This is a genomic window from Microbispora sp. NPDC049633 (assembly GCF_040675265.1).
In the GTDB taxonomy this organism is placed as follows: domain Bacteria; phylum Actinomycetota; class Actinomycetes; order Streptosporangiales; family Streptosporangiaceae; genus Microbispora; species Microbispora maris.
On the sequence record NZ_JBFAOO010000005.1, the window covers coordinates 45,047 to 70,282 of the forward strand.

Consider the following 25,236-nt stretch of genomic DNA (forward strand, 5'->3'; position numbering starts at 1 on the left):
GGGGCGACGAGGAATTCGGCTATCTGCCTGCCGCGAAAGTCGGCTGGCTCCGTGACCTCGAGCCCGGAGCCGGCCTGGTTTCCTCGCGCCGTGGCTGCCGGGCGCCCTTCGTTACCGGTCCTTCTGGGACCTGGCGAAGGCTCAGTAGCGTTGTCGACACCTTCGCGCGCGACCCCGCGAGCGAAAGGGGACCGGCGAGTGGCCGGCCCCCTCGTGTTTCCTCAGACCGTCGCGGCCGCGCGGTCCAGGTGCTCGGTGATGACGGCGGTGAACGCGGCGGGGTCCTCGAACGGCAGACCGTGACCGCCGGGGACGGTCACGAGCTCGGCGTGCGGGATGAGCCGGGCGAGCTCACGCTGGTGGTGCGGCGGCACGATGCGGTCGCCGGCGCTGGAGACGATCAGCGTCGGGGCGGTCACACGCGGCAGCAGCTCCGTGATGTCGACCGCGATGTCGGCACGCGCCTGCCGGGCGAACCCCTCCTCCGCGCCGTCGAGGGAGGCGGTGAAGGCGGCGGCGGCCTGCTCGAAGTCCTCCGCCGAGCGGGCGCGCAGCGTGGCGTCGCCCATCGCGGTGACCTGGAGCAGCCGGGCGAGCAGTGCCCTGTCGGTACGCACCAGGCGGATCCACAGGTCCATCTGGAAGGCCATCCACGGGTCGGTCCTGGCCCATCCGGCATGCGCGGTCAGCGACAGCACCCTGTCCGGCCGGGTGCCGGCCGCCGCCAGCGCCACGACGGCGCCGAGCGAATGGCCGACCAGGTGGAACCGCTCCAGGCCGGCGTGTGTGGCCGCACCGAGCACCTGGGCGACCAGGTCCTCCACGTGGATCGGGCCGCCCTCGTCGACCGTGGCGCCCGAGCCCGACAGGTCGGGGGCGACCACGGTGAAGCGGCCGGCGACGGCCTCGATGAGGGGAGCCCAGTTGGTCTCGCCGGTGGCGCCGGTTCCGTGCACCAGCACGAGGCCGGGTCCGGTTCCGGTGACGAGGTAGCCGACGGTGCTGGAGCCGACGGTGACGACGGGCATGATCGTTCCTTTCAGGAGGTGATCCGCGCGGGTTCGCGCACGGACATCAGGAGGCCGACGGCGAGCGCGCCGGCCAGGGACAACAGGGTCAGCAGCCACAGGGCGGTGTGCAGCGCGTCCGCGTAGCCGGCGCTCGCGAGGCGGGCGAACTCCAGCCGCCCCGCTCCCGCCGGAACGGCGCCTGCGATGTCGCCCTGGAGCAGGCGCGATGTCGCCAGGGCCGCCCGCGCCTCGCCGTACCGGCCGGTCAGGCTCGCCCGGGTGAGCGTGGACAGCACCGCGCCGAGCACGGCGATGGCGACGACCTCGCCGGTGATCCGGGCCGTGTTGAACAGCCCGGCCGCCATTCCGGCCCGCGCGGGCTCGACGGAGGAGACGGCCGCGCCGTCGACCACGGCCAGCGACAGGCCGAACCCCGCCCCGATCAGCACCAGCGGCGCGGCGAGCCGCACCGGGCCCGCCCCGGCGGGGACGGTGGCCAGCAACGCGGTCCCCGCGGCGACGAGCAGCAGCGTGGCCACGAGCAGGACGCGGTGCGGCAGGCGGCGTGCGAGGACGCCGGTGACGGGCGGCATGACCAGCGTCGGCCCGGTCAGCAGCATCAGCGTCAGCCCCGCCTGCCCGGCCGAGTAGCCGGAGGTGGCCATGAGGTACGGCGGGAGCGCGATCGTCAGCGCGACGAAGCCGAAGGCCAGCAGGAACGGCATGGACGTGATCGCCGCGAACCGGGGACGGGTCAGCAGCGACAGGTCCACCAGCGGCGCGGGATGGCGCCGCTCGGCCATGGCGAAGGCCGCGGCCAGGATCGCGCAGGCCGCGAAGGCGGCCGCCACGGCGGGGTGCGTCCAGCCGAGCGCGGGGCCCTCGATCACGCCGAAGGTGAAGGCGGCGAGTGCGAGGGTGAAGGCCGCCGCGCCGCCCCAGTCCATGGGTCCGCCGGGGACCGTCCGCGACTCCTCCAGCACCACGCTCAGCGGCAGGACCGGGAGCAGCGTCACCGCCGCGGCCGCGAACAGTCCGCGCCAGCCGACTGCGCCGACCAGCGTTCCCGCGATCAACGGACCGAAGGCCAGTCCCAGGCCGAGCGTCGTGCCGAACCAGGCGAACGCCCTGGTCCTGCCGGGGCCCGCCGGGTAGGCGTGCGCGAGCAGGGCGGTGCCGCCGGTGGAGGCCGCGGCGGCGCCCACCCCCGCCAGCGCCCTCGCGGCGACCAGGACGCCGACGTCCGGGGCGGTGGCGGCCAGGAGCATCGACGCCGCGAAGACGCCGGTGCCGAGGGCGAACATCCTGCGCCGGCCGACCCGGTCGGCCAGCGCCCCGGTGCTCGCCATGAACGCGGCGAAGGTGAGGAAGAAGGCGTTGACCACCCACTGTGTGGCGTCCAGTCCGGTGCGCAGATCCGCGCCGATGTCGCCGAGCGCCACGGCGGTGCCCGTGGCGGTCACCGGGACGAGCAGCACGGCGGCGCAGATCACGGCGAGGGAGGACGCCCGGCGGGGCGGACCGGAGTATCGCGGGGACATCACTACCATCCGAAGATTGATAACCATAAAAACCCTGATGGTCATCAGAGCATGGATGAATAGGGGAAAGGCTGTCAAACCGGTGATACGGTCCGCATGTCAGAACCCTGGTGGACGGGGGAGGGTGGATGGGAGCCGAGGAGAGGATCGCCGACGCGGTGGCGTGGCGGCCGGGCAACGCCATCAAGCGCGCCGAGCAGGCGCTGATCGCGGAGAAGACCCGAGTGCTGCGGCCGTTCGAGCTGACCGTCCCGCAGTACGCGGCGATGTACGCGCTGTCGCTCGCCCCCGGCATCTCGGGGGCGAAGCTCGCGCGATACTGCTCGGTGACCCCGCAGAGCATGACGACCGTGCTCAAGACGCTGGAGTCGCGCGGGCTGGTGGAGCGGCGTCCCTCCAGCGATCACGCCCAGGTGCTCGTGACCCGTCTCACGCGCGCCGGGCAGGCGTTGCTGCGCAAGGCCGACGCCGCGGCCGTGGCGGTGGAGCGCCGGCTCGTGGACGCCTTCACGCCCGACGAGGCCGACCGGCTGCGGGACCTGCTCGAACGTGCCGTCGTCATCCTGGAGGACAGGCCGCCAGACGGATGAGACCGGGGGAATGAGACCGGGGGCGGGCGTGTTGCCGCAGCCATGGTCATCGGATTCATCGGCAGCGGGAAGATCGGCGGCACCCTCGCGAAGCTGGCGGTCGACGCCGGGCACTCGGTGGTGCTGAGCAACTCCCGTGGGCCGCAGACGCTCTCCGAACTCGTCGCCGGGCTGGGCCCGGACGCACGCGCCGCGACCGCGGCCGAGGCCGCGGAGGCGGGGGACATCGTGGTCGTCACGATCCCCTTCGGGCGGTACCGCGAGGTGCCGGTCGAGCCGCTGGACGGCAAAGTCGTGATCGACACGAACAACTACTACTTCGAGCGGGACGGTCACTTCCCCGAGCTGGACGCGGGGGAGACCACCGACAGTGAGCTGCTCGCGGCGCACCTGCCGGGGTCGCGGGTCGTGAAGGCGTTCAACGCCATCAACTACGTCCATCTCGCCGAGCAAGGGCAGGCCGCCGGCACGGAGAACCGGCGGGCGCTGCCCATCGCGGGCGACGACGCCGAGGCCAAGAAGGCGGTCGCCGAACTGATCGACTCCTTCGGCTTCGACGTGGTCGACGCCGGGCCGCTGGCGGAGGGACGGCGGTTCCAGCGGGACAAGCCCGCCTACGGTCCGCGGCTCAACGCCGCCGAGCTGCGCGACGCCCTGAGCCGCGGCTGACGCCGGACGGCGGCCCGGCGTGCGGCCGGGCCGCCGGTCGCCCGTTCAGTCGGTCTCGAAGGCGATCCGGTCGGTGAGCCAGCGGTAGAACTTGATCGAGAACCTGACCCAGTGGGCCACCATCGTGGTCAGGTGCTCCCTGGTCACGCCGGCCCCGATGTAGACCTGCGAGTCGCCGACGAGGCGGATGTCGCCGTTGTCCTGGGTGAACGTGTACACCTTCGGCCACATCGTGTCGGCGTTCCACTCGTTGAGCGCCGTGAGCAGCATCGGCTTGTCGTCCACCGAGTGCGGCCTGTCGTAGAAGGTGCGTACGGTGAAGAGATCTCCTTCCCTGCCGAACAGGAAGAAGATCGTGAGATGGGCGGTGGAGATCGCCAGATCGCCCTCGGCGTCTATGGTGTGCTCGATGTCCAGCTCGTCGAGGATCTCCTCGAGGAGATCCCGGTCGGGCTGTACGACCGCTGGGGAAGGCGTCACGGTCCCATCCTGCCGCATCGGCTCGGTCCCGCAGTGGGGGATGGGACAAGGGAGACTGCCGAGGAGTCCGGCGAGCACAGAGCCCGGTTGTTCGGGCTCGCCGTCCGGCCGCTCGGCTTCGCGGTGAAGCGTCATGAGGTCGAGGCGCAGTGCTTGTGGTAGCCGTGCTTACCACTCTGTGATTGATGGGGCACGTGGGGTGACCATACGATCACGACATGAGCATCCCCACCGAACCCATCGGCAGCATCCCCCGTCCCGCGACGCTGCTGACCGCCCTGGCCGACCATGCCGCGGGGCGGGTCGAGGATGACGAACTCGCCGCGCGGCAGGAGGAGGCGACCGCCGACACCATCCGCAGGCTGCAGCGGCTCGGTTGCCCGGTCTTGGTCGACGGTGAGCAGGCCAAGCCGAGCTTCGCCACCTACCCGGTCGCCGGGCTCGGCACGCTCGCGCCGGACGGTGCGGTCATCCCGTTCGCCGACGGGCACACGCGTCAGCTGCCGCGGCTCACCGAAGGGCCGTTCCGCTACGCGACCCACGCCGACGCGTACCTGCGGACGGCCCGTCGGCACACGGACCTGCCGGTCAAGCAGGCCGTCGTCGCGCCCTCCGCACTGAGCCTGCTGTACCCGGCAGAGGGGGTCGACGGCTATCCCCGCGAAGTCTTCCTCGACGACCTGGTCGACGAGGCCGAGGCGGACATCCGCAGGTGCCTCGAGGCGGGAGCCCACATGGTGCAGCTGGACTTCACCGAGGGTCGTCTGTCGCTCAAGCTCGACCCCTCGGGCGGCCTGCTGGACGCCTTCGTCGCCCTGAACAACCGGGTGCTCGAGCGCTTCACCGCGGCCGAGCGCGCCCGGATCGGCGTGCACACCTGCCCCGGCGGCGACCTGGACTCCACACACAGCGCCGACGTCGATTACGCCCTGCTGCTCCCCACGTTCTTCCGGCTCCGGGCGGGCAGCTTCTACGTCCAGCTCGCGAGCGAGCCCGACCGGGAGCGGGTGCTCCGCGTCATCGCGGAAACGCTCCCGGCCGAGGCACGGATCTTCGTGGGAGTGATCGACCCGATCGATCCCGTGGTGGAGGCAGCCGAGCAGGTGCGCGACCGCGTTCTGGAGGCGGCCCGGCACCTGCCGCCCGAGCGGCTCGGCACCTGTGACGACTGCGGTTTCGCGCCGTTCGCCGACGACGCCTCGACGTCGCGGGAGACGGCGTTCGCCAAGATCACCGCGCGGCTGGAGGGCACCAGGCTCGCCGAACAGGCGCTCGGGCTGTAAGCGCTACCAGGAGGCCGTCGGGAACCATCCGTAGCCGAACATCGCGGGCAGCCGTACGTCCCAGTAGAGGAACGTGAAGGCGCCGACGACCAGGAAGGTCACGGCGGTGACCGCCGCGATCCGCGCGGGCGACGCCGTGAGCCACTGCGTGAAACGGCCCCTGGTCGCGTAGAGGAGCACCACGAAGAGCACGGCCATCAAGGTGATGTTGCCGAGGGACTGCAGGACGAAGACGGCGGCGCCGTAGAACGGGTTGCGCGTCGCCGCGGCGTACTCGAACAGCTTGTGGAACAGCGGGAACGGGCGGCCGACGAGGAACCCGCCGATCAGCGCGCCGACGACGACGAGCCGGGCGTGCGGGAACCGGCCGGACAGGCGGGTGAACGGATCGGGCACGACGCGCAGGGCCGCCAGGCCGAGGTAGACGAAAGCCAGGCCGATCAGCCCGAAGACCACGGACGCCTGGATCAGCCGGGGCGGCAGACCGGAGTCCGTCTGCACGGCGGACAGCTGAGGAAGCCGGTCGCCGAGCAGCGCCCCGACCGCGCCGTACACCGCGGAGACGACGACCATGCCGAGCGCGAGCCTGCTGAGCGGGCGCAGCACGGCCCCGAGTCTGCGGCTGTGCGCGTCCGGAGAGCCGGCCATCGGTGCGATCGCGCCGAACACGGCGATGTTGCACGCGGTGAACGTCCCGGCCAGGCCCGAGACGAACGCGAAGACGGTGCCCGCGGCGAGACCGCCGATGGCCGTCTCCTTGGCGTCGTAGCCGAGCAGGGTGTTGGCGACGTTGTCGCCGATCACGCTGTCCACGAACCGGAACGACCAGAGGGCGGCGATGAGCGCGCCGGCCAGCACGCTGAGGACGATGATCAGGCCGCGGCGCCGGGGCACGCCGTCGGAGCGCGAGAGGGACGGGGAGGTGGGAAGCGGCAGGGTCCGAGCCATGGAACACCCTTCTCCGGACGAGGACGTGACGGGGGAGGTGCGATCGGGAGCTGCGGAGGGAAGGTCAGGACCGCCCGGCGGCGGCCTGCATCTCGGCGAAGAGCGCCAGGTAGCCGTTGGCGACGATCCGCTCGGCCCGGGCGGCGTACGACTCGGGGTCGTCGGGCGCGATCGTGGCCAGGCCGTCGACGTACCGGTTGAACATGCAGAAGGCGGCGGCGATGAGCACGGTGTCGTGGATCTCCGTGTCGGTCGCGTCCTCGGCGCGCGCCGCGGCGATCTGCTCCTCGCTCACTTCCCTGCCGCCGCGCTGCACGGAGGCCGCGATGCGCAGCAGGGCCCGCATCTTGGGCGTGACCGGTGCGGAGTCGAGGTCGGCGCGCACCTGCTCGACCAGCGTCATCCCCTCGGGCAACTGGGCGGCGGCGTACGCGGCGTGCGAGGAGAAGCAGTAACGGCACTCGTTGAGCGACGACACGTACGCCGCGATCAACTCGCGCTCGCCCCGGGAGAGAGTGTTGTCGCCGCGCAGCAGCACCTCGGCGAGCGCGTTCAGCGGCTGGGCGGTCTCGGGGCGGAAGGCGAACAGGCCGCGGATCCCCGGCGCGTCGGATCCGAGGGCGATGTGGGGCATGGACGCTCCCTTGCTGGCGGGGGAAGGGGGACGGGCGTCTCCCCAAGCAGCGTCGGCGAGAAAGATCGTCCGGTCAACCTCCGTTGTGCTCACCCTGCCGACGAGCGGCCGTGAGATCCTCGCCGCGGCCGCCGTCCGTCGCGGCGACGGTCAGTACGGCAGGCCGGTGCGGGCCAGGATGTGCGGCGGGACGGGGTGGGCGGCGGCGTGCGGATCGGTCACGGGGGCCTGCCACGACAGGGTGAGCGGCAGAACGCCCGCCCACACGCCGTGCGGGTCGTCCGCGTCGTCCGGGTGGCCTTCGCGCACCTTGACCGACGCCTCGTCGAGGGGGGCCGCGAGGATGGTCGTCGCGGCCAGTTCCTTGCGGTTCGGCTGCCGGGCGTGGTCCCACTGGCCCGGAGCGACGTGCTCGGTCAGGCACCGCAGGGCGGCGAGCTTCTCGTCGTCCTCCAGCACGCGCGGCACGCCGTAGATCATCGCGCTGCGGTAGTTGACGCCGTGCTCGAAGACCGACCGGGCCAGCACGAGGCCGTCGACATGGGTGATCGTCACGCAGATCGTCGTGCCCCGGGTGAGGCTGCGGCTGGCCACCGAGCCGTGCACGTACAGCTGGGCGTCGTCGAAGCCGTAGACCGTCGGCACCACCATGGGGTCGCCGTCCACGACGACGCCGAGGTGGCAGACGAACCCGGCCCGGAGCACCTCGAACAGCGCCTCCCGCTCGGTGCGGCCCTGTTCCCGCAAACGACGGTGCCGGGTCCGCTCCGTCGCGGACAATTCACTCATGAGGCGACATCCAACCAGAAAACGGCCCGCCCGACGGAGACGCCGGGCGGGCCGTGGGATCGCTGTGACGGACCGGATCAGGCGGCCGACGTCGGTCCGGACGTCCTCGGGAACCGGATGACATTCCCGCCCGTGTAGGCCCGGAGGTCGACGATCTTCCTGTCCCCTCTGTCCCTCCTGGGCCTGCGGCGCAGCGCGGTCCTGATGTCCCTGACCTTGGCGAGCGACGGCACCACCGTGACCATGTTCATTACCCCCCGACCGTGATGGTTCCGTGACCTTGTCGGAATAGATATCGGAGACTCGGTAAAACCGGCGTAAAGCCTCCGCTGTCACGCGGGTCTCAGTAGGGAAGCAGCCGGCCGGAGGGGGTGCGCAGGTCGAGATCGGCGGCGGGACGGCGGATGCGGAGCGGCTTGCGGATCCTGGTGCGTCTCATGGCCTCCTCCTTCCGTGACGTAGGAAGACTATTCGTCCCGCCTGCCATCGTCTTCCGGTTTTCGGGGACAGACCGGTCAGACCATCGTGCCGGGGACCTTCCGGCTGATCACGGAGAGCCGGTTCCAGGCGTTGATCTGCGCGATCGCCACCACCAGCGCGGCCAGCTGCTCCTCGGAGTAGTGCTCGGCCGCCTCCTGCCAGACCTCGTCCGGCACCGGGTCGGGCCGGTCGGCGAGCCGGGTCGCGGCCTCGGTCAGCGCGAGCGCGGCCCGCTCGGCGTCGGTGTAGTACGGCGCCTCGCGCCACGCGGCCACCGACCACAGCCGCTCGTCGCTCTCCCCGGCCTTCTTCGCGTCCCGGCAGTGCATGTCCACGCAGAAGGCGCAGCCGTTGATCTGGCTCGCCCGGATCTTCATCAGTTCCAGGGTCGCGGGCGGCACGGCGCACTCGTGCAGGAAGCGCTCCACCCCGAGCATGGCCCGGTACGCCTCGGGAGCCAGCCTCTGGACATCGATCCTCGCGGTCATCGTGATCTCCTCGTCTCGTCGGCCCGCGTCACGCGGGCGAGCTTGTCCGGGTTGAGGACCATGTCGACGGCGGTGACCCGGCCGTGCGCGACGGTGAGCCCGATCACCGTCACCAGCCGGTCGTCCCGGTAGCGCAGCAGCCCCGGCCCGCCGTTGACGGTGGCCGGGACCAGTACGTGCCCGCACCGGTGGATGCCGATCAGCAGCCTGGCCACCTTGGCGGCGCCGAGGATCGGCCGCCGCGCCGCGGTCACGAGACCGCCGCCGTCGCTGCGCAGCACGACGCCGGGGTCGAGCAGCGCGAGCAGCGCGTCGATGTCGTCGCCCAGGCAGGCCCGGGCGAAGGCGTCCACCACCCGCCGGTGCTTGGAGGGGTCCACGTCGAACCGGGGCGCGCGGGACGCGACGTGCGCCCGTGCCCGTGCGGCGAGCTGCCGGCAGGCGGCCGGGCTGCGCCCGACCGCCGCGCCCACCTCGGCGAACGTCAGGCCGAACACGTCGTGCAGCACGAAGGCGGTCCGCTCGGCCGGGCTGAGCGACTCCAGCACGACGAGCATGGCCATGCTCATCGATTCGTCCAGAGTCACCCGCTCGGCGGGGTCGGGCCCCATCAGGACGGGCTCGGGCAGCCACGGCCCCACGTACTCCTCCCTGCGACGCCGCGCCGAGCGCAGCACGTCGAGGGCGAGCCGGGAGACCGTGACCACCAGCCACCCGGTCACGTCCCTGATCTCGTCGCCGGCCGCGGCCTTGGCGGTCCGCAGCCGCAGCCAGGCGTCCTGCACCACGTCCTCGGCCTCGTCCAGGCTGCCGAGCAGGCCGTACGCGACGCCGAGCAGCCGGGGCCGCAGCGCCTGGAACTCGGCGTCCAGGCCGGTCCCCGCGCTTTCATGGTCGTTCACACCCTGAGGACGGGACACCTCCTCAGTGTGTGACATCCCTCCGCGGCGGCTGCGCTCGCGGGGCGTCCTGAGCCGGCGCCGGGGAACCTCCGGAGGCGCGCAGGCCGAACGCGACGACCACCGCGCCGAGCACCGCCGCCGCCACCGGGACGGCCAGCGCGGTCCGCAGCGCGTCCGATCCCGGTCCGGCCGCGACGCTGACGGCGGTGACGGCCGACAGCCCGAGCGCGGTGCCGAACTGCATCGCCGTGTAGAGCAGGCCGCCCGCCAGGCCGTGCTCGTCCTCGTCGACGCCCTCCGTCGCGGCCATGGTCAGCGGGCCGTACGCCAGAGAGAAGGACAGGCCGAGCAGGAGCAGCGCCGGGAGCATGGCGGCGTAGGTCCAGTCCATCCCCACGGGCAGGAAGAGCGCGTACGCGACCGCCGCGAGCACGATGCCGCCGAACAGCACCCGCGTGTTGCCGAAGCGGTTCACCAGGCGCGGCGTCAGCGTCGGCGCGAGCACCGTGTCGATGCCGATCACCAGCATCGCCAGGCCGGTCTGCATCGTGTTCCAGCCACGCCAATCCTGGAGGTACAGGGTGATCAGGAACTGGAACCCCGCGAACGCGAACAGGAACAACAGCGCCGCCGCGTTCACCCGCACGAGCGGCGCGGTGCGCAGGATGCCCAGCCGCACCAGGGGCGACGACGACCGCCGCTCGATCGCGGCGAACACCCCCAGCAGCACCAGCCCCGCCGCGATCGCGCCGGCGGTCAGGCCGGGGCCGTCGCCGGGGTGTTCCAACCGGACCACCCCGTACGCCAGCAGCAACATGGCTCCCGTGACGGCGAACGCCCCCGCCAGGTCGAATCCGCCCGAGGGGCGCTCGCCGCCCGTGTCACGGACGAGGACCAGCGCGGCCGCCAGGATCAGCGCGGACAGGATGACCGGCGCGAAGAACACCCACCGCCAGCCGAACGCGGTGAGCACGCCGCCGGCGACCAGGCCGAGCGAGAACCCGCCCGCCGCCGTGCCCGCGTACACGCCGAGCGCCTTGGTGCGCAGCGGTCCCTCGGGGAAGTTGGAGGTGACCAGCGCCAACCCGGCGGGCGCCATGAACGCGGACGCGACCCCCGTGACGAACCGTGCGGCCAGCAGCATCCAGCCCTGAGTGGCGAACCCGCCGAGCCCGGAGAAGACCAGGAAGACGGCCAGCCACAGCAGGAACATCCGCCGGTGCCCCAGCAGGTCGGCGGCGCGCCCACCGAGCAGCATGAACCCGCCGTAGCCGAGCACGTAGGCGCTGACGACGCCGCTGAGCATCCCGGTGGACAGGCCCAGATCGGCCCGGATCGACGGCAGCGCCACGTTCAGCATCGCCACGTCGATCCCCTCCAGGAAGATCGCGCCGCACAACACCATCAGCACGCCCCATGCGCGTCCCGTCATGCGGGCGGTCATGCGGGCCGGCTGCCGGGCGGCGATTCCGCCCACGGAATTGGACATCGGAGTCCGGCTCCATCTCGTCGGGGAACCGGCCCCGGAGCGGTTCCCCGAGTGCCTGCCGGTTCCCTCATGTAACCGACTGCATCCTCAGGCACTATCGGTGACTGTGGAAGACGGCACTCCTCAGTCCCTCGGTTACTGCGCGAATACCGGCGTCGACGACGACGTCCTCCAATGGGACCAGCGCGCGGACTGCGAGGTGCGGCAGATCCTCGACCGCATCGCCGACAAGTGGTCGCTCCTGGTGATCGCGCTGCTCGACAAGCGGAGCCTGCGCTTCACCGAGCTGCGCCGCGCGATCGACGGGGTCAGCCAGCGGATGCTGGCCCGCACGCTGCGGCACCTGGAGCGGGACGGACTGGTCAGCCGGACGGTGTACCCGACGGTCCCTCCGCGTGTGGACTACGCGCTGACGCCGATGGGCGCGACTCTGCACGCCACCATCCGTGCCCTGGTCGTCTGGACCGAGGAGCACCAGAACGCCATCGCCGCGGCGCGCGCCGCCTACGACCGGCGCGTGGCCGCCGAGCAGGAGGCCGCCGAGCGCGAAGAGGCCGAACGCCTGGCCGTCGCGCGCGCGGTCCTGCCGATCAGGGGCTGACCGTCGGTACGGGTGCCCGGACGAGCGCGAGCGTGCGCCGGCCCGGTACGCGACCTACTAGGCAGATTCCCGCACGACGAGGCGGGTGGGCAGGATCACCGGGTCCACCGGGCCGCCGCCGTCGATGAGCGTGAGCAGGAGCCGTACGGTCTCCTGCGCGACCTCGGCGAGCGGCTGGCGGACGGTGGTCAGCGGCGGATGCGTGGTGGCGGCCACCGACGAGTCGTCGAAGCCTCCCACGGCCACGTCGTCGGGCACCCGGCGCCCGGCCGCGCGCAGCGTGGACAGCGCGCCGGCCGCCATGAGGTCGGAGGCCACGAAGACGGCGTCGAGGTCGGGCGTGCGTTCCAGCAGCCGCGCCATCGCGCTCTCGCCGCTGAGCTGGGTCCAGTCGCCGTGCTCGATGAGCCTCCTGGACGCCTTCCTGCCGAGCACGTCGGCGAAGCCCTCCAGACGCTGGATGCCGCCGGGGGTGTCCATCGGGCCGGTGATCGTGGCGATCCTCCTGCGGCCCTGCTCGACCAGGTAGCGGGTCATCTGCCGGGCGCCCTCGCGGTCGTCGGCCGCCGCGTAGGGGATCGTGGTCTCCCGTCCGATGACCGCGCCCTGCGCCACGGCGGGGACCTTCGTCTCCACCAGGGCGTCCACGAGCGTGTCGCCGGCGTGCGTGGACATCAGGAACACGCCGTCGGCGTGGCCGCCGCGCACATAGCGGAGCACCCGCTCGCGGTCCCCGTCGTCGCCGGCCAGCATGACGACGAGGGACACGTCGCGCTCGGCCAGGCGTTTGATGGCCGTGCGGATCATCACGCTGTAGTTGGGGTCCTCGAACAGCTTCTCGTGCGGCTCGGACAGGACCATCACGACCGACCCGGTCCGCTGGGTGACCAGGCTCCTGGCGGCGCGGTTGACGACGTACCCGGTCTCGGCGATGGCCCGGCGGACGGCGGCGTGGGCGGCGGGGCTCACGTACCGGTCGTCGTTGAGCACCCGGGAGACCGTGCCCCGGGAGACGCCCGCCGCCGCGGCCACGTCGTGGATGGTCGGACGTTTCGCCATAGACGTATTTTCCCCCCGCCGATCAGCGTGTTTCCCCGTGCGCATCAGCTTTTCACGGCCCCGCCGGACAGGTCCGTACGCCAGTAGCGCTGCATCGTGAGGAACAGCGCGATCAGCGGGATGAGCGACAGCATCGTCCCCGTGATGATCAGGTTGTACAGCGACGGCTGGTTGGCGCCCGCGGCGAGCAGCGTGTAGAGGCCGACCGTCAGCGGGAACCTGTGGTCGTCGCCCAGCATGATGAACGGCAGCAGGAAGTTGTTCCAGATCGCGACGAACTGGAACAGGAAGATCGTCACCATGCCCGGCGTCATCATCGGCAGCGCCACCTGGCGGAACAGCCGCCACTCGCTCGCGCCGTCGAGCCGGCCCGCCTCCAGCAGCGAGCCCGGGATCGCGGCCCTGGCGTAGATCCGGGCCAGGTAGATGCTGTACGGATGCAGGATCTGGGGCAACAGCACCGACCAGTACGTGTCGGCCAGGCCGGCCTTGGAGAACAGCAGATACTGCGGGATCGCCAGCACCACCGACGGCACGAGGATGCCGCCGATGAGCAGGTTGAAGATCAGATTTCGTCCCGGGAAGTCGTACGTGGCGAGGGCGTAGCCCGAGACGGTGGACACCGCGGTCGACAGGACCGCGCCGCCCCCGGCGTACAGGAGGGTGTTGAGCAGCCAGAGCCAGAAGACGCCGTCGCGGTAGGCGAACAGGTCGGTCAGGTTGGACAGCAGGCCGGTCCCGGGCGCGAACGTCGAGGTGGAGAACAGCTCGGCCTTCGACTTGGTGGCCGCGACCACCACCCAGCTCACCGGGAACAGGGTGTAGATCGCGCCCAGCACCAGCACCCCGGTCGGCACGATCCCCAGCGGCCGGCGCGGCGTCGGCCGGGCGTGGCCGCGGCTTCGCGGCAGCGCGGTGGCGGCCATCAGCCCTCCCCGAACGCGCGGTTCTTCACGATCCGCAGGAAGCCGAACGACAGGACGAGGGAGATCCCGGCGATCACCATGGATGTCGCGGCGGCCGAGTAGAGGTCGCCGGTGACGAACGCGTCGCGGTACACCTTCATCAGGGGGCTCCAGGTCGAGCTGATCGTGTTCGTCAGCGGCCGAAGGGTGGTCGGTTCCGTGAACACCTGGACGGTCGCGATGACGGAGAACACGGTGGTCAGGATGATCGACGGGACCAGGATCGGGATCTTGACACGCAGCGCGATGCCCAGCTCGCTCGCGCCGTCGATCCTGGCCGCCTCGTAGTACTCCCGCGGCACGGCCCGCAGGTTCGTGTAGAGCACCAGCATGTTGAAGCCGGTGCCGCCCCAGACCGCGACGTTCGCCATCGAGAACGTCACCAGGCCGGCGCTCAGGAACGGATGCTCACCGAACGGGCTGAGGCTGGGCAGGTAGAGGAAGCCCCACATCAGCGTCGCGGCCACGCCGGGCACGGCGTACGGCAGGAAGATCGAGATCCGGGTGAGGCGGGCGAGCCGCACGTGCGCGGCGTCGAGCATGAGCGCGAACACGAGGGCGAGCCCCAGCATCAGCACCAGCACCAGCGCGCCGTATCCGAGGACGCGCAGCCAGCCGGCCCACAGCTCGCCGTCGCCGACGGCGGCCGCGTAGTTGGCGAGCCCGGCGAAGACCTCCGTACGGGCCCCCTTGCCGAGTCCCAGGCCGGAGACCTTGGTGCGCCGCAGGCTCAGATAGATCGTGTAGCCGATGGGCAGGGCCATGAAGAGCGTGAACAACGCCATGGCCGGGGCGAGGAACAGGTAGGGCGCGGCGCCCGTGCGGCCGGCGCGAGCGCCTGTCTTCGGGGATCGCATCGTCACTGGGCGAGGCTGAAGCCGGACTTCTGCATATCGGCGACGGTGGTGTCCTGCATCGTCCCGACGGCGGCGGCGAAGTCGGACTTGGCGGCGACGGCCTTGTCGAAGGCGTCTCTGTAGGCGTTGTAGGTCACGTTGACGTTGGGGCCGAAGGTGAAGCCGCGGGCGGTGGCGCCGATGTCGGCCGCCTGCTTCCAGAAGTCGGGCTGGTTGGAGAAGTAGTCGGGAGCGCCGGTCATCAGCGCGGCGCCCTTGGCGGAGGCCGGGTAGACCGCGCCCTCCTTGATCAGCAGGCCGAGCGCCTGCGGGTCGGTGTTCAGCCAGGTGGCGAACCGCGCGGCGGCCGCCTTGCTGGGCGACTTGGCGGCGACGGCGGTGGAGGAGCCGCCCCAGAAGCCGCTGTGGCTTTCACCCGCGTTCCACTGCGGCAGCGGCGCGATGGCCCACTTGCCCTTGGCCTTCGGCGCGTTGCTCGACAGCACGCCCGGGCCCCAGACCGCAGACGGCCAGGTGAGCAGCTTGCCGTCGTTGAGTGCCTTGTTCCACTCCGGGGTGAAGTACGGCATGCCGTCGATGACGCCCTCCTTCACCAGGCCGCCCCAGTAGGAGGCGACCTTCGTGGTGGCCTCGTCGTTCACCGCGACCTTCCAGGCGTCGCCGCTGATCGACCACCACTGCGCGCCCGCCTGCTGGGAGAGGCCGGCGAACCAGCCGGGGTCCTTGCTGGAGAACGTGCCGAGGAAGACCTTCGGGTCCTTCTTGTGCACGGTGCGGGCGGCCTCGGCGTACTCGTCCCAGGTCTTCGGCACCTCGATGCCGTACTTCTCGAACAGGTCCTCGCGGTAGTAGAGCATCATCGGCCCGCTGTCCTGCGGGACCGCGTAGACGGCGTCGGTGCCGAGGGTGACCAGCCCCCAGATGCCCTCGCCGAACTCGCTCTTCGCCTGAGCGGTCTCCGCCTTGAGGTCGGCCACGGCGTCGGCGGCGACGAACGAGGGCAGCATCTGGTATTCGGCCTGGACCAGGTCCGGCGGGTTTCCGGCCTTGGCGGCGGTGAGGAACTTGGCCGCCGCGTCGTCCCCGCCCGCCTGCTTGCTGACCGTGACCTGGATGTCGGGGTGGGCCTGGTTCCACACCGCGACGATCTTGTCCATGTTCGGGACCCAGGTCCAGTAGGTCAGCTTCACCGGCCCGGCCGGCGCCGCGCTCTGACTCGCGGCCCCGGACGGCTCCTCGGCGCCGCCCGAGCAGGCCGCCGACAGTGCGGTGGTGAGGATCGCGACGGTCGCCACTGCTAACCGGTTCACACGCATAGGGCCCTCCAGGCAGGGGGGAGAGGGGGATGGAAGGATGAGACGTTCTGGGAGCGTTCACAGAGTGGAAGTTCGCTCATGTGCTGTCAATGGCCGTTACCCGGTTGTTAACGCTCCGTCCCTATCAGCACAAATCACTCACACCTTCACGCCTGGGCGGCTGTGCGTTACTGTGCACGTTCACAGAAGCAGAATCGAGGGGGAGACGTGCCCGGATATCCCGTCCTGCCCGAGGGCCTCGCCTACGGCGGGGACTACAACCCCGAGCAGTGGCCGGAGGACGTGTGGCGGGAGGACGTCCGCCTGATGCGGGAGGCCGGGGTGAACCTGGTCACCGTGGGGGTCTTCAACTGGGGACTCATCGAACCGGAGGAGGGCGAGTACGACTTCTCCCGGCTCGACCGGATCCTCGACCTGCTCCACTCGGCCGGCGTGTACGCCGACCTCGCCACCCCCACCTCGTCGCCGCCCACGTGGTTCCGCCGCCGCTACCCCGGCAGCCGCCTGGTGGACCGGGAGGGCCACGTGCTCGGCGGTGGCTCACGCCACAGCTTCTGCCCGAGCTCGCCCGACTACGCCGCCGCGTCCGAGCGGATCGTCACCGCCCTGGCCCGGCGGTACGCCGGCCACCCCGCCGTGGCCATGTGGCACGTGCACAACGAGTACGGCTGGGCCAACGCCCACTGCTACTGCCCGACGTCGGCCGAGGCGTTCCGCGCCTGGCTGAGGGACAGGTACGGCGACGTGGGCGCGCTCAACGCCGCCTGGGGCACGACCTTCTGGGGGCTGACGTACGGCTCGTTCGAGGAGGTCGAGCCGCCCGTGGCCGCGCCGGTGGGCCTGCTCACCGGGCTCAAGCTCGACTTCATGCGGTTCTCCGTCGACGCCCACATCGCCTGTTTCCGCAGGGAGCGGGACACGATCCGACGGTTCGGCGACCTGCCCGTCACGACCAACTTCATGATCCCCAACTGCAAGCCCATGGACTACTGGCGGTGGGCGGCGGAGGTCGACGTGGTGGCCAACGACCACTACCTCGACTCGGGGCGGGCCGACCCGCACATCGAGCTGGCCATGGCCGCCGACCTCACCCGCTCGGTGGCCGGAGGCCGCCCCTGGATGCTGATGGAGCACTCGACGGGCGCGGTCAACTGGCAGCCGCGCAACCTCGCCAAACGGCCGGGGGAGATGCGCCGCAACACCCTCGCCCACGTGGCGCGCGGTTCGGACTCGGCGATGTTCTTCCAGTGGCGCGCATCCCGTCACGGCGCGGAGAAGTTCCACTCGGCGATGGTGCCGCACGCCGGGACCGACTCGCAGATGTGGCGCGAGGTGCTGGCACTCGGCGCGGACCTGCGCGAACTCGCCGGGGTGAGGGGCTCGCGGGTGACGGCCGAGGTCGCCGTGGTGTGGGACTGGGAGTCCTACTGGGCACTCGAGTTCGAGTGGCGCCCCTCGGCCGATCTGCGCTTCCGGGAGCGCGTCGAGGCCTATTACGAGGCGTTGTGGCGGGAGCACGTCACCGTCGACTTCGTCCACCCGTCGGCCGACCTGTCGCCGTACCGGCTGGTCGTCGCGCCGAGCTCCTACCTGCTCGGCGAGGCGCCGGCGAAGAACCTGCACCGCTACGTGGAGGCCGGCGGGCACCTGCTGGTCTCCTACTTCTCCGGGATCGTGGACGAGAACGACACCATCCACGCGGGGCCCTACCCCGGGGCGCTGCGCGAGGTGCTCGGGGTGACCGTCGAGGAGTTCCACCCGCTCCGCGAGCACGAGACCGTGACGGTGGAGCCCTCGGAGTCAGCCGGGCCCGGGGCGACCGGCCGGATCTGGTCCGAGCGCGTACGGCTCGCGGGGGCCCGGGCCGTGCACGAGTTCGCCGACGGGCCCGACGCCGGGCACCCCGCCGTGACCCGGCACGACCTGGGCGCGGGCGCCGCGTGGTACGTGTCCACCGCCCTGGACGCCGGGTCCGGCCTGCGCGGACTCCTCGGCCGGGTGCTCGACGGCGCGGGCGTGTCCCGGCCGCGCGGCCTGCCCGACACGCTGGAGCTCGTACGGCGGGGCGACCACCTGTTCCTCATCAACCACGGGGACGCGCCGGTCACCGTGACCGGGGTGACCGGCACGGGAGTGCTCGACGGCGCCGCGTACGACGGCTCGGCGACGGTGCCCGCCGGAGGCGTCGTGGTCGTCCACACCTCCTGAGACTCCCCGGCGCCGTGCCGCACCTGACCGGTGACGCGGCGCCGGGGCCCGCACAATCGAACACGGGGGAACACGGCTCGTCCTCTCCTGACCGGAGGATCACATGGCTCGATTCCTGGCGGCCCTGCTGTGCGCGATGGCCGCGCTGTTCACCACCGTCGCCCCGGCAGGGGCCGCGGCACCGTCCGGCGGCGGCCCGAAGCCCGGCGGTCCACCACCCCACCTCGCGATCAGGGGCGCCGACGTGTCGAGTCTCGCCAAGTCCGAGGCGCTGGGCGGGACGTACCGCTACGCGAACGGGCGGCGGGGCGACGCGCTGGCGATCCTGCGGCACAGCGGGGTCAACTACATCCGGCTCAAGGTGTGGGTGAACCCCGCCGACGGCTACAACACCAAGAACCAGGTGCTCGCGATCGCGAAGCGGGCCAAGGCGCACGGCATGGGCCTGCTGGTCGACTTCCACTACTCCGACTCCTGGGCCGACCCCGGCAAGCAGAACAAGCCCGCCGCCTGGTCCTCGCTGTCCTTCGAGGAACTGAAGCAGGCGGTGTACGACCACACCTACGACGTGCTGAGCGCGCTGAAGGCGCAGGGCACGACGGCCGACATGGTGCAGGTCGGCAACGAGATCAACGGCGGCCTGCTGTGGCCGGACGGCCGCTGGGACGACTGGCCGGGGATGGCCGCCCTGCTGGGCGCCGGGTACGACGCGGTCAAGGCGGTGTCCGCCAGGACCAAGGTCGTGCTGCACCTGGCGGACGGCGGCGACAACGGCCTGTACCGGTGGTGGTTCGACACCGCCGCGTCCTACGGCGTCCGCTACGACGTGATCGGCCTGTCGTACTACCCGTTCTGGCACGGCACCCTCGCCGCGTTCCAGGCCAACCTGAACGACGTCGCCGCACGGTACGGCAAGCCGGTCGTGGTGGTGGAGACCGCCTATCCCTTCACGACGGCCGACGACGACGGCTGGGAGAACATCGTCACCTCCGCCGAGCCGTACCCCGGGTATCCGGCGACCCCCGCGGGTCAGGCGGCGTTCGCCCGCGACCTGACGGACATCGTGCGGGCGGTGCCCGGCGGACTCGGCCTGGGGGCCTTCTGGTGGGAGGCCACCTGGACGGGGGTGAAGGGCAACGGCTGGGATCCCGCCGACCCGTCGTCCGGCAACGCCTGGGAGAACCAGGCGCTGTTCGGCTTCGACGACCGGGCGCTGCCCGCGCTGCGGGAGTTCGCCCGCCGGTGAGTATCGAAGCGTCCCTCGCCGTGGCGACCTGACCTCGTGACGGCGGGGGTTCGGGGGCGTCCACCCATCCTCTCCTGACCGGAGGAACCATGAGAAAGATCCTGGCGGCGCTGGTCGTGTGCGCCGCCGCGGTGCTCCCCGCCGCGCAACCGGCGCACGCCGCCGGCACACTGACCATGCTCGGAGCCGACGTGTCCTCCGTGCAGCGCTCCCTCGACCTGGGCGCGAAGTACTACGACGCGAGCGGCGGCCAGAAGGACCCGCTCGACATCCTCAAGGGCGTCGGCGTCAACTACGTCCGCCTGCGGATCTGGAACAACCCGGCCAGCGGCTACAACAACAAGGCGAAGGTCCTCCAGTACGCCAGGACGGTCAAGGCCAAGGGCCTGAAGCTGATGATCGACTTCCACTACTCCGACACCTGGGCGGATCCCGGCAAGCAGTACAAGCCCGCCGCGTGGGCGAGCCACGGCATCGGCCAGTTGCAGACCGACGTCTACAACTACACCTACGACGTGTGCTCCAGCCTCAAGGCCCAGGGCACGACCCCCGACAGCGTGCAGATCGGCAACGAGATCAACGTCGGCATGCTGTGGAACGACGGCAAGGTCGTCAACAACGACTTCACGAACCTGAGCCTGCTGCTCAAGGCCGGCTACAACGCGACCAAGGCCTGCAACTCCGGCACTCAGGTGATCATCCACACCGCGAACGCCGACAGCGACGCGCACGCCCGCTGGTTCTACGACGGCATCCGGGCCAAGGGCGTCCCCTGGGACATCACCGGCCTGTCGTACTACTGCATGTGGCACGGCACACTGTCCAACCTGTCCAGCGTGATCTCGGACATGCGGTCCCGCTACGGCAAGCCGGTCGTCATCGCCGAGACGGCCTACCCGTTCACTCCCGACAACGCCGACTGGGAGGGCAACTCGGTCACGTCGGGCTGCCCGGGGTACGGCCTCACCTGGCAGGGACAGGGCGCCGAGTTCGCGGCGGTGCAGAGCACGGCCCGCAACGCGGGCGCCGTCGGCGTCTTCTACTGGGAGCCGACGTGGTACGCCGTGCCCGGGAACGGCTGGGACCCGGCGAACATCAACGGCACCGGCGACGGCTGGGACAACATGGCCGTCTTCGACTGGACCGGCCACATCAACCCGAACGTCAGATGGACCCCATGACCGACTGAAACCGAGCGGGCCGTCTCGCGGGGTGCACCCCCGGGCGGCCCGCCCGCCCCCACAGGCCAGGCCGCCATCAATCGAACAGTTCGTCGGCCGAGGTGATGACGGCGGCCCTGCGGACCCAGGCCTCCAGTTGGTTCGTGTCCTCACACCGCTGGATCCTCCAGCACCATCTCGTTGTCGGACTCATCGGGGTGTGCCACGGCCGAGAGGACGGCGAGTTCCGGGCAGGCGCGGGCCTGGCCGGGGTCGGTGATCAGGGGCATGCGGCCGAGGTCGATCACCAGCGGCGTGATGGCGCCGTTCGGGCCCAGCCGGATCGTCCTCTCGCACCAGCGGGCCATCGACCGATCCGGGCAGATGACCAGCAGCGCGGTGTCGCACCTGTGCTGGGAAGTTACACATGGTTCGCGGAAATGGCGGCGATCGACGGCTATTGAAGGCCCTCAGGGCTCGGGAATGGCTTCCCATTCGCGGCAGGGGCTGAGTGCGTGGTGCTGGTAGATGACGCCGACCGCGGGGCGGGACCAGCCGAGCGCGACCGTGTCGCGGTCCGTGTACGGCATCGGCTCGCCGAGGTCGGCGGCGGTGACCGGCTGGCCTCCGGGGCCGCAGACGCACTCGGGGTTGCCCTCGTGGTCGATCACGTCGTCGAGCGGCATCACATGCACGAACCTGTCCATCTCACCTACCTTGTCGGGGGATTGCGGTCACATTACCTCAGACAGGCATTAATCGGAATATTTTGGACAAATCCGGAGCCACTTCGAACCATTGACCTTTGTTGGGATGGACGGCAAACTAACTCCACAATCGCCGGATGAGCCGATGGAGTGCCGCAATGCCGTACCGTCCCCCATTGATCGCGCGCGAGTTCTTCGTGGCGGATCCTCCCGAGCTTCCGGTACGCGAGCCGGGCGAGGCGGGCCTGTCCGCGCTGACCAGCGCGGAGGTGGTGGCCTCCGACGGCCGGGGCGTGACGCTCAAGGGCTCCACCTCGGCCGAGGAGACGCTCGTCGTGCAGATCACGGTCGCGGGCGAGGGGGTGATCCGGGTGCGCCTGTCGGAGGATCCCGACGCGCGCACCCGGTCCGCCCGCGCGATCTCCATGGTCACCCCCGGCGAGTACGGCGAGGCCGTCGTGGAGGCGAGCCACAGCCGTGTGATCGTCGACGCGGGATCGCTGCGTGCCGAGGTGCGGCTGCACCCCTGGAACCTGCGCTTCACCGACCGGGCCGGCCGGACTCTGGTGGAGCAGGACCCGGGTCACCCCGACATCAGCGGCCGCCTGCGCACGCTGCCGTTCGGCCGCTCCGCCGTGGACGGCGTCCCCGTCGCCTACCACGACACGTTCGTGGCCCCCTCCGACGAGGCGTTCGGCGGCTTCGGCGAGTCGTTCACGCCGCTCGACAAGCGCGGCCAGCGCCCGCTCATGTGGAACTTCGACGCCTTCGGCGCCGAGTCGCAGCGCGCGTACAAGAACGTGCCCTTCTACCTGTCCAGCAGGGGATACGGCATCTGCGTCGACAGCGGCACGCCGGTCGAGTTCGACGTGTGCCAGTCCACGCACAGCGCGGTGCAGATCATCGTGCCCGACGACCTCATCGACTACTACGTCATCGCGGGACCGGCCCCGGCGGAGGTCCTGGACCGGTTCGACCGGCTGACCTGCCGGCCGCAGCTGCCGCCGAAGTGGGCGTTCGGCACCTGGATCTCCTCGGGCTTCTTCCGCGACAGCCAGGAGCGCGTGCTGGAGCGCGCCAGGAAGATCAGGGACCGGGGGATCCCCTGCGACGTGCTCCACCTCGACTGCTACTGGCAGGCGGACGGGCACTGGTCCGACCTCCAGTGGGACCCGGAGACGTTCCCCGACCCTGCGGGCATGCTCGCCACGCTCAAGGAGCAGGGCTTCAAGGTCTGTCTGTGGATGAACTCCTACATCTCGCACCTCAGCCCGGCCTTCGCCGAGGCCTCGGAGAGGGGCTACTTCCTCAGGACGCGCGACGGCGAGACCTACGTCGCCGACACCTGGCACGGCTCCTACCCGGCCTGCGGCATCGTCGACTTCACCAATCCGGAGGCGGTCGAGTGGTTCAAGGGCCTGCTGCGCGACCGCCTGCGTGAGGGCGTGGCGGCGTTCAAGACCGACTTCGCCGAGGGGGTCCCCGCCGACGCCGTGGCCTTCAACGGCATGACCGGCACCGAGCTGCACAACGTCTACACGCTGCTGTTCAACGACATCGTGGCGGAGGTGACCCGCGAGGTGAACGGGCACGAGCTGGTCTGGGCCCGCTCGTCCTACCTCGGCGGCCAGCGCCACTCGGCCCAGTGGAGCGGCGACGTCGACACGACCTATTCCGCGATGGGCAGCACGATCAGGGGCGGGCTGTCGCACGGCCTGTCCGGCATCCCCTTCTGGAGCCACGACGCGGGCGGCTTCACCGGCACGCCCAGCCCGGACCTCTACATCCGCTGGTCGCAGTTCGCCGCCCTGTCCCCGCTCGTACGGTTCCACGGCACGACCACCCGGGAGCCCTGGGAGTTCCCGGCGCACGCGGAGCAGGCCGCCGTGGAGGCCCTGCGGCTGCGGTACCGGCTCATGCCGTACATCTACTCGGCGGCCGTCACCGCGGCCGAGACGGGCGCGCCGATGCTGCGCGCGCTGTGCGTCGACCACCCGGACGACCCGGTGGCCTGGCAGGCGGACCTGCAGTACCTTCTCGGCACCGACCTGCTCGTCGCCCCCATGACCTCCGCCGACGGCACCAGGAAGGTCTACCTGCCCTCGGGGGTGTGGGTGGACTACTGGACCGGCGAGGCCGTGGACGGCGGGCGTTACGTCACGGTGTCGCCGCCGCTCGACCAGATCCCCCTGTTCGTACGGCACGGCTCGCTGATCCCGGTCACCGAGCCGGGCGACACGGTGGCCGACGAGCCCCGGGTCTCGCTGCTCGTCTTCGGCGTGCCGGAGCGCGAGAGCCGTACGACGATCAGGGACCTGGACGGGGACACGACGGTCACGGCGGTGAGGGACGGCGACCGGCTGGTCGTCACCGCCGAGGGCCCCAAGCAGATCGACGGCGTCGAGTTCGCGGGCCCCGGCGTCCCGGTCGTCATCAACTAGAGAAACCCCCTGGAGAAAGACCATGTTCAGAGTAGGCAGGAGCGCGGCGGTGGCGGCACTGGCCGCGGCCGCACTGGCGCTCGGCGCGTGCGGTGGATCCTCTGACGATTCGAATAGCGGCAGCGGCGGCGGCTCCGCGGAGGGCAGGACCCTCACCCTCTGGCACTACGAGACCGGCAACAGCGCCATGGGCACCGCCTGGGCTCAGGCGATCAAGGATTTCGAGGCGAGCCACCCCGGCGTCAAGGTGAAGTTCGAGGAGAAGGGCTTCGAGCAGATCCAGAAGACGGCGTCGATGGTCCTCAACTCCGACGAGGCGCCCGACATCATGGAGTACAACAAGGGCAACGCGACCGCCGGTCAGCTGTCCAAGCAGGGCCTGCTCACCGACCTGTCGGAGGAGGCCACCAAGCGCGGCTGGGACAAGCTGCTCAGCCCGTCGCTGCAGACCACCGCCAGATATGACGAGCGGGGCATCATGGGCTCGGGCAAGTGGTTCGGCGTGCCGAACTACGGCGAGTACGTGATGGTCTACTACAACAAGGACATGTTCGAGAAGGCGGGCGTCAAGGTGCCCACCAGCTTCGACGAGTTCACCGCCGCGCTCGACGCGTTCGCGAAGAAGGGCACCACACCGATCGCGACGGCGGGCGCCGAGTACCCCGCCCAGCAGCTGTTCTACCTGCTCGCGCTGAACAAGGCCAACCGCGCCTGGATCGACTCCTTCGAGCTCTACAAGGGCAAGGTCGACTTCCACGGCCCCGAGTTCACCTACGCCGCGCAGACCTTCTCCGACTGGGTGAAGAAGGGATACATCGGCAAGGACTCGGCCGGCATGAAGGCCGAGGACATGGGCGTGGCGTTCATCGGCGGCAAGTACCCGATCATGGTGTCGGGCAGCTGGTGGTTCGGCCGCATGCAGGAGGAGATCAAGGACTTCAAGTGGGGCTCGTTCCTGTGGCCCGGTCAGTTCGCCCCGGGCTCCAGCGGCAACCTGTGGGTCGTGCCCGAGAAGTCCGAGAACAAGGACCTCGCCTACGACTTCATCGACATCACGATGAAGAAGGAGATCCAGAACCTGCTCGGCAACTCGGGCGGCGTCCCGGTCGCGGCCGACCCCACCGCGATCACCGACGCGCAGAACAAGGAGCTGATCGAGAACTTCAACAAGCTCTCGACGCAGGACGGCCTGGCTTTCTACCCTGACTGGCCGGCCCCCGGCTACTACGACGTGCTCGTCGCCGGCGTGCAGGAACTGATCAACGGCAGCAAGAAGCCCGAGGAGGTCCTGGACGAGATCGCCCAGCCGTACAACGACAACCTGGCCGACATCGCCGAGTAACCCCCCGACTCCGGCGGTGGGGCTGCCTGAC

25 protein-coding genes are annotated in these 25,236 nt (G+C 70.8%); 9 read left to right on the forward strand and 16 right to left on the reverse strand.

All coding sequences use genetic code 11. From position 1 onward, the window contains the following. Positions 1-221 precede the first annotated feature (221 nt). Positions 222-1,028, reverse strand: a complete 807-nt coding sequence (locus tag AB0J39_RS02800) for an alpha/beta hydrolase (RefSeq protein ID WP_363461127.1) — start codon at positions 1,026-1,028, stop codon at positions 222-224. 11 nt (positions 1,029-1,039) lie between these two features. Further along, complete coding sequence (locus AB0J39_RS02805; protein ID WP_363461129.1) at positions 1,040-2,551, reverse strand: MFS transporter; 1,512 nt, start codon at positions 2,549-2,551, stop codon at positions 1,040-1,042. 128 nt (positions 2,552-2,679) lie between these two features. On the opposite strand from AB0J39_RS02805, the gene AB0J39_RS02810 reads away from it, so the two are divergent. Continuing rightward, positions 2,680-3,141, forward strand: coding sequence for a MarR family transcriptional regulator (locus AB0J39_RS02810; RefSeq protein ID WP_363461131.1), 462 nt, complete (start codon positions 2,680-2,682; stop codon positions 3,139-3,141). Positions 3,142-3,183: 42 nt separating this feature from the next. Then, entirely contained in the window at positions 3,184-3,810 is a 627-nt protein-coding gene (locus AB0J39_RS02815; protein ID WP_363461133.1) for an NAD(P)-binding domain-containing protein, read from the forward strand. 45 nt (positions 3,811-3,855) lie between these two features. Here the strand turns inward: AB0J39_RS02815 and AB0J39_RS02820 are convergent, their stop codons facing one another. Then, positions 3,856-4,290, reverse strand: coding sequence for a YbjN domain-containing protein (locus AB0J39_RS02820; RefSeq protein WP_363461135.1), 435 nt, complete (start codon positions 4,288-4,290; stop codon positions 3,856-3,858). A 218-nt stretch (positions 4,291-4,508) separates the two neighbouring features. Here AB0J39_RS02820 and AB0J39_RS02825 point away from each other — a divergent pair, with 218 nt between their 5' ends. After that, complete coding sequence (locus tag AB0J39_RS02825) at positions 4,509-5,573, forward strand: cobalamin-independent methionine synthase II family protein (RefSeq protein ID WP_363461137.1); 1,065 nt, start codon at positions 4,509-4,511, stop codon at positions 5,571-5,573. A 3-nt stretch (positions 5,574-5,576) separates the two neighbouring features. Here the strand turns inward: AB0J39_RS02825 and AB0J39_RS02830 are convergent, their stop codons facing one another. The 7 genes from AB0J39_RS02830 to AB0J39_RS02860 all read right to left on the reverse strand — a co-directional run bounded on the left by AB0J39_RS02830 (position 5,577) and on the right by AB0J39_RS02860 (position 11,303). Then, positions 5,577-6,521 (reverse strand): hypothetical protein, encoded by a 945-nt coding sequence (locus tag AB0J39_RS02830; protein ID WP_363461139.1) that lies wholly within the window; start codon positions 6,519-6,521, stop codon positions 5,577-5,579. A 64-nt stretch (positions 6,522-6,585) separates the two neighbouring features. Next, entirely contained in the window at positions 6,586-7,155 is a 570-nt protein-coding gene (locus AB0J39_RS02835) for a peroxidase-related enzyme (protein ID WP_363461141.1), read from the reverse strand. 150 nt (positions 7,156-7,305) lie between these two features. Further along, entirely contained in the window at positions 7,306-7,944 is a 639-nt protein-coding gene (locus tag AB0J39_RS02840) for a pyridoxamine 5'-phosphate oxidase family protein (RefSeq protein ID WP_363461143.1), read from the reverse strand. 77 nt (positions 7,945-8,021) lie between these two features. Beyond that, entirely contained in the window at positions 8,022-8,189 is a 168-nt protein-coding gene (locus AB0J39_RS02845; RefSeq protein WP_169984569.1) for a hypothetical protein, read from the reverse strand. Between the two features lie 270 nt (positions 8,190-8,459). After that, complete coding sequence (locus AB0J39_RS02850) at positions 8,460-8,912, reverse strand: carboxymuconolactone decarboxylase family protein (protein ID WP_363461145.1); 453 nt, start codon at positions 8,910-8,912, stop codon at positions 8,460-8,462. After that, the gene (sigJ, locus tag AB0J39_RS02855) at positions 8,909-9,814 is read right to left on the reverse strand and encodes an RNA polymerase sigma factor SigJ (protein ID WP_363461146.1); all 906 of its coding nucleotides are present in this window, start codon (positions 9,812-9,814) and stop codon (positions 8,909-8,911) included. Before sigJ ends, AB0J39_RS02850 begins: the two co-directional genes overlap by 4 nt. A gap of 22 nt (positions 9,815-9,836) precedes the next feature. Next, a complete protein-coding gene (locus tag AB0J39_RS02860; RefSeq protein ID WP_363461148.1) occupies positions 9,837-11,303 on the reverse strand; it encodes an MFS transporter in 1,467 nt (488 codons plus the stop codon). Positions 11,304-11,403: 100 nt separating this feature from the next. On the opposite strand from AB0J39_RS02860, the gene AB0J39_RS02865 reads away from it, so the two are divergent. After that, entirely contained in the window at positions 11,404-11,904 is a 501-nt protein-coding gene (locus AB0J39_RS02865) for a helix-turn-helix domain-containing protein (protein ID WP_363461150.1), read from the forward strand. 57 nt (positions 11,905-11,961) lie between these two features. Here AB0J39_RS02865 and AB0J39_RS02870 read toward each other — a convergent pair whose 3' ends face one another. The 4 genes from AB0J39_RS02870 to AB0J39_RS02885 are packed head-to-tail and all read right to left on the reverse strand — an operon-like array spanning position 11,962 to position 16,101. Continuing rightward, positions 11,962-12,963 (reverse strand): LacI family DNA-binding transcriptional regulator, encoded by a 1,002-nt coding sequence (locus tag AB0J39_RS02870; protein WP_363461152.1) that lies wholly within the window; start codon positions 12,961-12,963, stop codon positions 11,962-11,964. A gap of 44 nt (positions 12,964-13,007) precedes the next feature. Next, positions 13,008-13,889 (reverse strand): carbohydrate ABC transporter permease, encoded by an 882-nt coding sequence (locus AB0J39_RS02875; protein ID WP_363461154.1) that lies wholly within the window; start codon positions 13,887-13,889, stop codon positions 13,008-13,010. After that, the gene (locus AB0J39_RS02880) at positions 13,889-14,785 is read right to left on the reverse strand and encodes a sugar ABC transporter permease (RefSeq protein WP_363461200.1); all 897 of its coding nucleotides are present in this window, start codon (positions 14,783-14,785) and stop codon (positions 13,889-13,891) included. Before AB0J39_RS02880 ends, AB0J39_RS02875 begins: the two co-directional genes overlap by 1 nt. A 2-nt stretch (positions 14,786-14,787) precedes the next feature. After that, positions 14,788-16,101: an extracellular solute-binding protein gene (locus tag AB0J39_RS02885; RefSeq protein WP_363461156.1), complete on the reverse strand. Its 1,314-nt coding sequence runs from the start codon at positions 16,099-16,101 to the stop codon at positions 14,788-14,790. 207 nt (positions 16,102-16,308) lie between these two features. On the opposite strand from AB0J39_RS02885, the gene AB0J39_RS02890 reads away from it, so the two are divergent. From AB0J39_RS02890 to AB0J39_RS02900, 3 genes are all read left to right on the forward strand, one after another. Continuing rightward, the gene (locus tag AB0J39_RS02890) at positions 16,309-18,309 is read left to right on the forward strand and encodes a beta-galactosidase (RefSeq protein ID WP_363461158.1); all 2,001 of its coding nucleotides are present in this window, start codon (positions 16,309-16,311) and stop codon (positions 18,307-18,309) included. A gap of 103 nt (positions 18,310-18,412) precedes the next feature. Further along, on the forward strand, positions 18,413-19,555 hold the full coding sequence (locus tag AB0J39_RS02895) for an arabinogalactan endo-1,4-beta-galactosidase (RefSeq protein ID WP_363461160.1): 1,143 nt from the start codon (positions 18,413-18,415) through the stop codon (positions 19,553-19,555). 89 nt (positions 19,556-19,644) lie between these two features. Further along, positions 19,645-20,736: a glycosyl hydrolase 53 family protein gene (locus tag AB0J39_RS02900; RefSeq protein WP_363461162.1), complete on the forward strand. Its 1,092-nt coding sequence runs from the start codon at positions 19,645-19,647 to the stop codon at positions 20,734-20,736. A 149-nt stretch (positions 20,737-20,885) separates the two neighbouring features. On the opposite strand, the gene AB0J39_RS02905 is transcribed toward AB0J39_RS02900, so the two are convergent. Both AB0J39_RS02905 and AB0J39_RS02910 read right to left on the reverse strand, forming a co-directional pair. Further along, positions 20,886-21,083 (reverse strand): hypothetical protein, encoded by a 198-nt coding sequence (locus tag AB0J39_RS02905; protein ID WP_363461164.1) that lies wholly within the window; start codon positions 21,081-21,083, stop codon positions 20,886-20,888. Between the two features lie 102 nt (positions 21,084-21,185). Next, positions 21,186-21,422 carry a hypothetical protein gene (locus tag AB0J39_RS02910; RefSeq protein ID WP_363461166.1) on the reverse strand — a complete coding sequence of 79 codons (237 nt, stop codon included), beginning with the start codon at positions 21,420-21,422 and terminating at the stop codon, positions 21,186-21,188. Between the two features lie 176 nt (positions 21,423-21,598). On the opposite strand from AB0J39_RS02910, the gene AB0J39_RS02915 reads away from it, so the two are divergent. Then, positions 21,599-23,863: a TIM-barrel domain-containing protein gene (locus AB0J39_RS02915; protein WP_363461168.1), complete on the forward strand. Its 2,265-nt coding sequence runs from the start codon at positions 21,599-21,601 to the stop codon at positions 23,861-23,863. A gap of 22 nt (positions 23,864-23,885) precedes the next feature. Next, entirely contained in the window at positions 23,886-25,205 is a 1,320-nt protein-coding gene (locus tag AB0J39_RS02920) for an extracellular solute-binding protein (protein ID WP_363461170.1), read from the forward strand. The last annotated feature ends 31 nt before the right edge of the window (positions 25,206-25,236 follow it).